Source organism: Roseovarius sp. BRH_c41, assembly GCF_000961715.1.
Lineage (GTDB): Bacteria > Pseudomonadota > Alphaproteobacteria > Rhodobacterales > Rhodobacteraceae > Roseovarius.
Window position 1 is genome coordinate 1 of sequence record NZ_LADY01000034.1, and the last position, 9393, is coordinate 9393.

The following is a 9393-nucleotide window of genomic DNA, read 5'->3' on the forward strand; positions in this document are numbered from 1 at the left end:
CTGGTGACCAAAAGCACCGGCGAGCAGCTGAAGGCCGAGGCGGCGGCGCAGGCCACGCTCTCGACCATGATCCAGCAGAATGGCGTGGCCGAGGCTATCGCGCGGGCAGGCGCGGACAGTGCCGAGGTGACGCGGTTGCGCGCGCAGTTCGCCCTCGATGCGGCGCTTGCGGAGGCCGACGCCTCTGGCGCGAGCGAAGAAACAAAAGAGGCCATGCGCGAGGCCGCACAACACACCTTTGAAATCGCGACGAGCGACATGTCCGGCAGCATCCGCGCGGCCGCCGACGAGGCCGCGCGGCTCTCGGCCGAGGTGCGCGGTGCCGTCGATGCCATGTTCGACCTGCAATCCCAAGGCCAGGTCGGGTTGGAGAACGCCCGTATCCGGGCGGAGTTTCGCGACGATCCGATTGGGCGCGCCGGAGCCTTGGCCGGTGCTAGGTTCGACCGCGAGACGGCGGTAATCCGGGGCGAGGCCAGCGGCGATACGGCAACAGTCGATGACCTAAATGCGCGCCGGGACGCCGTTGTCGAACTGGCCCGTGAGACATCCCGCCTCAACGAGCTAGCCCGGCCGACGCGGTCCGGCAGCGGCGCGCGTGGCGCATCGGCCAACGAGACCCTGCGCGAACAGCAGGCGCTCGACCGGCTGATCGAGAGCAAGCGGCGCGAGATCGAGGCGCTGCGCGAGAGCGACCCGGTGCAGCGCGAGATGATCCGCCTGCGCGACCGCCTGACCGCCGCGACGCCAAAGCAACGCGCGGAGATCGAGGCGCTCGTCGAGGCCCATGAGAACGAGCGCGTCGCCATGGAGCGCAAGGAGGAATTCAACAACGCCGTCGACGACGTGCTGCTCGAGGCCGAAAGCCTCCGGGACGTCTGGGAGGGGATCGGCGACATGGTCATCCGCGCGGCCAAGGAAGCGCTGATCCTCGGCACCGGCCCGCTCTCCGGTCTCTTTGGGGGCAGCGGTGGCGGTGGTGGCGGCCTTGGCGATCTCTTTGGTCTCCTCTCGGGCGGGTCGCTGATCAATATTGCGTCTGGCGGCTTGCCCGGCGAGATGGCGCCCGGCTTTGCCAGTGGCGGCGATCCTCTTGTCACCCGTCCCGGCCTCCTCTTGGGCGCGGGCACAGGCCGGGGGGACAGGATCCGCGCGATGGTAAGCGCCGGGGAATTCATCATGACGGCCGAGGCCACGGCCCGCAACCGCGCGGTGCTCGAGGCCATGAACGCAGGCGCGATCATTCCAGGCTTTGCCGGGGGCGGCCTGCCCCTGCCCGCGCAGGCTGCCGGTGCGACGCGAGCCCAGAGCGGTAGCGCGGGCCCGCGCATCGAGGTCGTGGCCCGCGTCGAGAACGGCAGCATCGTCCAGGACGTGCGCCGCATATCGGGGGAAGTGGCCGTGCAGGTGACGCGGGCCGGGATTGAGCAATTCACGCGCAGCGGCCTGCCGCAGGCGGTTGATCGTATCAACAAAGACCCCCGGAGGCGCGGTTGATGCCCTTGGCTTTTCCCCTCGTTCTGGCCGAGTTCCAAGACCGGCTGAAAATCTCGGTCTCGCAGCTCGTGATCAACACGCCCATGCAGATCGACCGCACGGCCAGCGGCATTCCTCTGCCTGCGCTGCTGGGTGCGCCGGTGTGGCGCGGGTCGCTTACCCTTCCCCCCATGAGCAATCGCAGCAATGCCGCGCGGATCGACGCGCTCTTGTCCGTGCTGGACACGCCGGGGGCGTCGTTTCTGGTCTACGATCCGGCAAAGACGCATCCGGCAGATGATCCGACCGGGGCGATCCTTGGCGCGGCCACGCCCACGGTCGCACAGCTTGATGCGGCAGATGCGCGGATGATCAAGCTGCAAGGCATGCCCGGTCTCTATTGGCTGCGCGGTGGCGATTTCATGGGCGTGCAGTATGGCTCCAGCCCCGTGCGATATGGCCTGCATCGGGTGGTGAGTGATATCCAGTCCGGCGCTCCGGGCACGACCGCATGGTTTCAAGTGACGCCGCCGCTCCAGCCGGGGATTGTCGTTGGCGATCCCGTGACGCTGATCAGGCCGGTAATCAAGGCGCGGCTCGAACCAAATCCGGCCTACGGCGCACATCGCGCGGGCAGAGCCGAGGGCGCACAGTTCTCCTTTGTGCAAAGCGTGGGGGTGTAGATGCGCGATTACGGCACCGCCACCGAAAATATGCTGGCCAGCCTTACGGGTGTCATATCCCGGCATCTGGTGTGGGTATCAGCGCGGCGCAAATCCACAGGGCTGATCGAGGCCGTGGGGTTCTGGAATGGGCTTGATGTTCGGCAATTCACCGTTGGCGAGACCGCGCGCAGCTATCAGGGCGCGGGCTCAATCCTTGGGCTTGATCCGATCCGGGGCGAAGTGGGCTTGAATGTACGAATGCACACAATCCGTTTTTCCGGCATTCCGGCTGCGGTGGTCAATCTGGTGAACCTCTATGACCTGCGCGGTGCGCCGGTCGAGGTGCACCGGGTGTTTTTCGATCCGGTCAAGGCGGTGCAGGTCGGCGTGCCCGTGCGGGTGATCAAAGGTTGGGTCGAAGAGATGCCCCTGCCGCGCGCCGCAGAGGGGCAATCGGCGGATGTCACCATGACGGTGGCAAGCGCCGCGCGGGCGTTGACCCGGACCTTGGCGCTCAAGAAGTCCAATTCCGCGCAGCGCCGGATCAACGCCACGGACCGGGGGCGGGAGAATGCCGCCACCTCGGGCGCGGTGCCGGTGTTCTGGGGGTCAGGCAAGTCGCAGAACGGCGCGCCGCCGCCCACGAGCGTCACGCCGTCCACACCCACGGCAGACGAGCGCGCGGGCGGGGGCAGTACCAGCAACGGGGATAGTCGTGGATGAGCCGGGCACAGATGCTGATCGCCTATCTCGACACTGTGCGGGTGATGCGCTTTCGCCCCGGCAGCCACGATTGCGGCATGTATGTCGCCGGGTGGGTCAAGGCCGCGACGGGCGTGGATCACGGCGAGCGGTGGCGCGGGCGCTATCGCAGCATGGCGGGGCTTGCCCGCGTGATGGCCGAAGACGGCTTTGCCAGCCATGTCGATTATATCGCCAGCCTCTTCCCGGAGATCCCGCCCGCCATGGCGCAGGTGGGCGATCTGGCGGTGTGCGAGGGCAGCGCCATGGGCATCTTTGCCAGCGACCGCGTGTTCGTGCTGCGCCCCGACGGGCTGGGCCATTTATCGCGCCTCAAGGCGGCGAGGGCTTTCAAGATATGATCCTGTTCTTTGCGTTCCTCGTAGGCTTTATCGTAGCACCCGGCGGAGCTATGGCCGAGCCGATTTCCACTGCGATTGCCGTTGCGCTGGCGGCATCAAGCGCCGGGGCTGGCACGTTTGCGGCGATTGCTGCGGGGTTCGGTGCACTGGGGGCGTTTGCGACGCGGATCATCGTGGGCGTGGGCCTCTCGCTGCTCAATCAAGCCTTTGCCAAGAAGCCCAAGGTCAATGGTCAGGGCATCCAGACCGAACAGACCACGACCGGCGACGTGACGCCGCAGAAATTCATCGTGGGCACAATGGCGGCGGAGGGCCACGCGGTTGCGCCCGCCTATAGCCGCTTCAAGAACAACGGCATCCTGACCTACATTCTCGAGGTCTCGAACATTCCTGTGCAAGGTCTGACTGGGCGGATCGTCATAAACGGCAAATATTCCGACATCGAGGCCCCCGACAATAGCGCGGGGCCGTTCAATGAGGTGCCCGAAAATTCTGGCCGTCGCATCCTGACCGAGTTCCGGCAGGACGACACAGACCCGACCGCGTGGATGTGGTTCTACGACGGGACGCAGACCGAGGCCGATCCAACGCTGGTGACATACTATGGCGCGCATCCTGACCGTCCTTGGACCACGGATCACGTCCTGCGCGGCACAGCCTATGCGGTGCTGGAATTCGCGCTGGACCCCGAGATTTATCAGGGCCTGCCCTCTGTCCGGTTCGAGGTGCAGGGCATCAAGCTCTACGATCCGCGCAAGGATACCACCGTGGGCGGCTCTGGCGCGCATCGGTGGGACAATCCCGCAACTTGGGAGTTCTCAGAAAATCCGCAGGTGATCAATTACAACATCTATCGTGGCATCACCCTGCCCACGGGCGACATCTGGGGCGGGCAGGTGTCTGCCGAGGATTTGCCACTCGATAACTGGTTTGCGGGCATGAACGAGTGCGACGTCGATATCGGCGGGCGCAAGCAATACGTGGCGGGCTTCGAGATCAACGTCGAGGAGATGGCCCCGGTCGATGTGATCGAGGAAATGAACCGCGCCAGCTTTGCCCAGACGGCTGAGTTCGGTGGCGTGTTCCGGGTGCGCGTGGGTGCGCCCTCGGCCCCGGTGCTGGCTCTCACCGATGCGGATTTCGTAATCACGGAATCCTCGGAGCTCACGCCGTTCCCGGCGTTCGAGAACGTGACCAACGGCATCACCGGGACTTACGTCGAGCCGAATGATATCTGGGAGGGCCGCGAGGCCGATCTGATCCTGAACGAGGATTGGGTGGCCGAGGATGGCGGGCAGCGGGTGGCAAGCGTTGGACTGCCTGCGGTGAGCGTCAAGGCGCAGGCGCAGCACCTGCTGAATTCTCTGCTGCTGGATGCGCGCCGGTTTGTGACGTTCCAAGTGACCTTGCCGCCGAGTTTCGCGCTGGTCGAGCCGCTGGATTCGATCAGCTTCACGTCCGAGATTTACGGCTACACGAACAAGGTGTTCGAGGTGATCGAGGTCGAGGACCGCACCGACACGTTGCTGCAAGTCGTGGTGATGCGCGAGCGCGAGGCCACGGATACAGATTGGGGGCCGGAGCTCGACGTGCCGGCACCTCTGCCCACCAATGGTCAGACACCGCCTGCGCCGCTTGTGGTGCCGCTGTCAGTGGCTGCGTTTGACCTGTCGGACGCAGGCGGCACTGCGCGCCGCCCGGCAATCCTGTTGACCTGGACGATTGAAAGCCTGCCCGCGATCCGCAACCTGAAATATCAGGTGCGCGTGAAGGCCACGCAGGAGATCGTCGCAGAGGGCATCAAGCCGGTCGACGGGGGCCGCGTGCTGGTGCGGGGCGACATCATCGCCGCGACGGAATACGAGGTCCGCGCCCGTTATGTGGCCGACAGCCCGACCGCGTGGACGCCGTGGCTGAGTGTGACCACGCCGGATTTGCGGTTGACGCAAGCGGACCTTGCCGACGCCCTGCGCGACCAGATCGACACGGCCTTTGACCGGCATGATGCTGTGCTTGGCGATGCGAACATGCCGCGATCTGTCTCTGACCTGTTCAACCGCGTGGGTGAGGGTGCTGATGAGGTTGCCGAGGGACTGCTGCGCGGTTTCCTCGACGGGCAGGCGGTGCGCGAAACAACGGCATTTGGGCGGCGCGAGATTTCCACGCAGGTCGTGGACGGTATCAGCGCCGAGGCGAGCGAGCGGCTTCTTCTAGCCTCTAAGGTCGATCAGAACGCCGCCGTGATCACACAGGTGGCTGCAACCCGTGTGACAGCCGACGGCGCGGTGGCGGCGGTCAATCAGCAGATCGTGGCCAGCTACGGCAGTGTCACGGCGCTGGCAGAGGCTACGGCCTTTGCTGAGGCAACCATAGACGGCATATCGAGCGGCTTTGTCTGGTCACTTGGCGGCGATGATGTGTTGTCGCTGGTGCGTGTGGATGATGGTGAGACAGAGCCTGTCACGACCGCCCGGATCAAGGGCGATTACATCAAACTGGATGGCACTGTCGAAGTTTCCGGCGACTTTGTTCTCGATGGCGATCTGATCCTTGGCGGGTCAATTGTTACGGACAAGATCGAAGCAAATGCGACAGGGGCAATTAGCGCCACAACGCTTGGTTCAGATTTTCTGATCACCAGTACTTCTGCCTTTCAAGATGTTCTGACCTTGACGGCTGCGCACAGCAATCTGCCGAGTGAGCGACACATGATCCTGAACGTCAGGTTTCAGGCGGGGTCACTCAGCCCAGATGATCTGGGCGCTGACGTGGAGTATCGCATACTTCGGAACGGGGTGCAGATGGAAGACACGCTTGTCTACCGTCAACGCGTCGAATTGGGCAAAAGGCAACTGCTTGACAGCATGGTTTTCAAGAACCGCACGACGCCGGGGGCATCCGCGACCACCTACAAATTGCAGGCACGTTACTGGTTTCACCCCGGTGGTCTTAAGGGCGTGCTCGTTCTGCCGGGAACGCAGCTTTTTGCAGAGGAAAAAGCGATTGCCACATTCAGTTAACACAGAGCGAGGAACACCATGAGCATCTGGTATCGGACCGGCACGATCAGCATCACGAGCGGCAGCGCCGCACTGACGGGCAGCGGCACGGCATGGCTGGCCAACGCCGCACCGGGCATGATGGTGGTACGCAATGGCGTGATTGTCGGCGAGGTTCTGACTGTCAACAGCAACACCTCGATCACGCTGGCGGTCGCCTATACCGGCACGACGATTAGCGGCGGCAGCTACGCCATTGCCAATCTCGGGGCCGTGCGCGACGGGCTGATTGCGGCGTTCAACGATGTGATGGCAATATTTGACGCGGCACAGGCTGGCCCGCTTTCTGGCCGGTTTGGCGACGGCACGCTGGCTGAGCCGGGGGTGGCGTTTCTGGCCGATCTAAACACCGGTTTTCGTCGCCCCGCTGCGGACCAGATCGGCATGGTCACGGGCGGTGTGCAGCGGGCACTTCTGTCGAGCGCGGGCCTCAACGCGATCACAAACCTGCTGCTCAACGGGTCACAGGTCTTTGCGCGCTCAAACATCCTCGGGACGGTCACTCAGGCCGCAGGTGTGCCGACCGGCGCGCTGATCGAAAGCGTGTTTGTCGGCGGCAATGGCGAATACACGCGGTTCGCCAATGGCACGCAGATCTGTGCGACGACAGTTGCCACCTCGGATGCGGGTGAAGTCGCATGGACCTATCCGGCTGAATTCGCCGTCACCCCGCGCGTGGCGGCCGTGACCACCGGCGGCGGTTCCGTGGCCTTTGCTCGGGCGTCGAGCGTGACCACAACAACGCTGAATATGAGCACCTTTTTGACCACCAATGCGCGCGTTTCCAGTTTTGCAAACATCGTTGCTGTCGGCCGCTGGTTCTAAGGAGAGACCCGATGCACATCACACTGATCCCGCAGCGCCGCGCCACCCCCCTGACGGTCACGCGCAACGGCGACATTCTGACACTCAACGGTGAGACCTTCGATTTCTCGCCCCTGCCAGACGGGGCCACGCTGCCACGCGAGGCGATTGCGAGCAATTGGTTCGCCGGTCCTGTCGAGCGGATCGAGGGCGTGCTGCACCTGTCGCTGATCGTGCCGTTCGGTTCATCTGCGCCACCGCAGACGATCAATCCCGCGCCCCTCACTCTGACCGGCAACGGCCCGGTGACCCTTCCGCCCTATGATCTGGAGATCCCCGATGCAGATTGATTTCAGCCAGGCGGTCACCGCCGAGGCCAAAGCGCAAGCCGCCGCGTTTGAGCGTGCCACGGCGATCAGGACCGAGTGCCGCGCGCGCATCCTCGGCGTTGGCTCCGAGACGACGCAAATGAACATCGCGCAGGCGGGCATCCTGTTCTCAACCGCGATCCTCAATGGCGCTGTGCGTGTCGACGCGCTGGCGCTGGCGGGCCTCATCGAGGGCGACCAGGAGCGCGCCGTTGCATGGACCGCGTGGCGCAAGGCCATGCAGGCCGAGTGCCGTCGCGCCATCGAGGACGGCGATGTACCCGTCTGGCCAGACGTTCCAACCGGGGTCGCGGAATTCGCGGCCCGACACTGAAACCAACCCTGAAAGGAAACTGAAATGTCGACCTTCTCCACCTACCTCGAAGCTGCCGTGCTCAATCACGTTTTTCGGAACACGGCGATAACCAGCCCCGCCTCCGTGCATCTGGCGCTCTTTACGGCCGCGCCCACCGACGCAGGCGGCGGCACCGAAGTGACCGGCAGCGGCTATGCCCGCGCGGCCGTGACCTTTGGCGCGCCTGCTGCAGATCCGGCGGATGGCACCCGGCAGGCGGTGCTCAACAGCGCCGAGATTGTCTTTGCCACCACGCATGACCCGGTCCAGAGCGTCGTCGCTGTCGGCTATTACGACGCGGCGACTGCGGGTAATCTGCTGACCTGGTCGGCAATCACCGCCGCCGATCTGGGCGTGGGCGCGGAGATCAAGTTCCCGGCTTCGAGCCTCAATGTCTTCCTGTCCTGATGACCCGCGTCGCCTATGAGAGCAACGGCGGTCCGGTGGTGGATGGCGTACGCGCCATCCACGCCTGGAACGCGGCTCTCATGGCGGCAGTCGACCTGCTCGAAAAATACGAGCGTCCGAATATCAGCTTGAAAACCCTGAGTTCTGACAGTTTCGGGGCGGGCCAGTTGGACCTCGCTGCGACACTCAAACGAGAGCTTCGCGCTCTCAAGCTATGACATCACATGAGGGCTGCCAACGATGGCACTGATCACGACCAATCTCAAAGTCCAGTTCGAGACAACCAATACGGTTGTGTCGCCTACTCTGTGGGTGGATGAGATTGCCGGGATCGAGCTGACGCAACTCGGGGCCATGTCCGAGCCTACGCTGCGCACGGCCGAAGAGGGGACGCCGACTGGCGCAGCTTATTTCAGTTTTGATAGCAGCAATGACGGGCTGGGGACTGTCGACCTGGCGGGCGAGGACATACCGGACGGGGTAGAGCCTCGCACAATGTATGTGGTTGTTCGTTTCCCGCCGGGGACTAGCGCCGGTAATTTCAACGGGGTCATGTATGGCGCCCCGACCACACGGCAAGCCTTTGGGACCGTGCTCAGCAACACCGAAAAGGTGCTGACCGATTTCTGGGCCGCCAGTTTCGCATCCGCTGCCAACTTTAACGACGACACCTGGCACATCATTTCGATCACTTTCAACGGGTCGGGTGTCGTCGGATACGTTGACAACGCTGGCGTCATTTCCGGCACACCCGCCACGCTCAACACCATTCTGTCCAAGCTATATATTAACTACAAACTGAGCGACAACGCAGGCGCGCTGATGGATTGCGCTGCGGTGCTGATTTATGCCGGCGCGCACACCGCGCCGCAGCTCACTGAGATGTTCAACTACCTCAACGGTAAGTACATCACGCCTGGCGCTTCTGGCATCTCAGAGCGCACTGCGTCCAGTGGCGGCACCTTTGGTCTGACCGCCTCTCCTGCCTCTGTGCTCTTGCGGGCCGCGTCGAGCGAAGGCGCGTCGGGTGCCTCTGCGGCCTCTGTTGCCGTGCAGGGTCGCGCTGCGATCTCCGGCGGGGCTTCCGGTGCCGACGCAGCACCGACGCGCGTCTCCGGGCGCGCTGGAGCATCAGGCGGCCTCTCTGGCGCGTCC

Annotated in this window: 10 protein-coding genes and 1 pseudogene; all 11 read left to right on the forward strand. The window is 64.1% G+C overall.

What is annotated here, in order from left to right:
* Positions 1-1497: pseudogene (locus VR71_RS10490) on the forward strand (phage tail tape-measure protein); the annotation flags it as partial.
* Positions 1497-2159, forward strand: coding sequence for a hypothetical protein (locus VR71_RS10495; protein WP_045683647.1), 663 nt, complete (start codon positions 1497-1499; stop codon positions 2157-2159). The pseudogene VR71_RS10490 and the gene VR71_RS10495, both read left to right, overlap by 1 nt.
* Positions 2160-2864 (forward strand): hypothetical protein, encoded by a 705-nt coding sequence (locus VR71_RS10500; RefSeq protein WP_045683649.1) that lies wholly within the window; start codon positions 2160-2162, stop codon positions 2862-2864.
* Positions 2861-3244 (forward strand): hypothetical protein, encoded by a 384-nt coding sequence (locus VR71_RS10505; protein ID WP_045683651.1) that lies wholly within the window; start codon positions 2861-2863, stop codon positions 3242-3244. Before VR71_RS10500 ends, VR71_RS10505 begins: the two co-directional genes overlap by 4 nt.
* Complete coding sequence (locus VR71_RS10510) at positions 3241-6264, forward strand: phage tail protein (protein ID WP_045683653.1); 3024 nt, start codon at positions 3241-3243, stop codon at positions 6262-6264. The genes VR71_RS10505 and VR71_RS10510 overlap by 4 nt, the downstream gene beginning before the upstream one ends.
* 18 nt (positions 6265-6282) lie before the next feature.
* Positions 6283-7128 (forward strand): hypothetical protein, encoded by an 846-nt coding sequence (locus tag VR71_RS24860; RefSeq protein ID WP_296430191.1) that lies wholly within the window; start codon positions 6283-6285, stop codon positions 7126-7128.
* An 11-nt stretch (positions 7129-7139) separates the two neighbouring features.
* Positions 7140-7457 carry a hypothetical protein gene (locus tag VR71_RS10520; RefSeq protein ID WP_045683656.1) on the forward strand — a complete coding sequence of 106 codons (318 nt, stop codon included), beginning with the start codon at positions 7140-7142 and terminating at the stop codon, positions 7455-7457.
* Positions 7447-7809: a hypothetical protein gene (locus tag VR71_RS10525; protein ID WP_045683658.1), complete on the forward strand. Its 363-nt coding sequence runs from the start codon at positions 7447-7449 to the stop codon at positions 7807-7809. Before VR71_RS10520 ends, VR71_RS10525 begins: the two co-directional genes overlap by 11 nt.
* Before the next feature lie 24 nt (positions 7810-7833).
* Positions 7834-8238: a hypothetical protein gene (locus tag VR71_RS10530; RefSeq protein WP_045683660.1), complete on the forward strand. Its 405-nt coding sequence runs from the start codon at positions 7834-7836 to the stop codon at positions 8236-8238.
* Positions 8238-8456 carry a hypothetical protein gene (locus tag VR71_RS10535; protein ID WP_045683662.1) on the forward strand — a complete coding sequence of 73 codons (219 nt, stop codon included), beginning with the start codon at positions 8238-8240 and terminating at the stop codon, positions 8454-8456. The genes VR71_RS10530 and VR71_RS10535 overlap by 1 nt, the downstream gene beginning before the upstream one ends.
* A 22-nt stretch (positions 8457-8478) precedes the next feature.
* The coding region (locus VR71_RS10540) for a hypothetical protein (RefSeq protein ID WP_045683664.1) at positions 8479-9393 on the forward strand (915 nt) is incomplete at its 3' end.

Excerpts from the sequence above, each read along its gene's own strand:
- VR71_RS10495 (WP_045683647.1), top strand. The coding sequence starts at position 1,497 with ATGCCCTTGGCTTTTCCCCTCGTTCTGGCCGAGTTCCAAGACCGGCTG.
- VR71_RS10500 (WP_045683649.1), top strand. The coding sequence starts at position 2,160 with ATGCGCGATTACGGCACCGCCACCGAAAATATGCTGGCCAGCCTTACG.
- VR71_RS10505 (WP_045683651.1), top strand. The coding sequence starts at position 2,861 with ATGAGCCGGGCACAGATGCTGATCGCCTATCTCGACACTGTGCGGGTG.
- VR71_RS10510 (WP_045683653.1), top strand. The coding sequence starts at position 3,241 with ATGATCCTGTTCTTTGCGTTCCTCGTAGGCTTTATCGTAGCACCCGGC.
- VR71_RS24860 (WP_296430191.1), top strand. The coding sequence starts at position 6,283 with ATGAGCATCTGGTATCGGACCGGCACGATCAGCATCACGAGCGGCAGC.
- VR71_RS10520 (WP_045683656.1), top strand. The coding sequence starts at position 7,140 with ATGCACATCACACTGATCCCGCAGCGCCGCGCCACCCCCCTGACGGTC.
- VR71_RS10525 (WP_045683658.1), top strand. The coding sequence starts at position 7,447 with ATGCAGATTGATTTCAGCCAGGCGGTCACCGCCGAGGCCAAAGCGCAA.
- VR71_RS10530 (WP_045683660.1), top strand. The coding sequence starts at position 7,834 with ATGTCGACCTTCTCCACCTACCTCGAAGCTGCCGTGCTCAATCACGTT.
- VR71_RS10535 (WP_045683662.1), top strand. The coding sequence starts at position 8,238 with ATGACCCGCGTCGCCTATGAGAGCAACGGCGGTCCGGTGGTGGATGGC.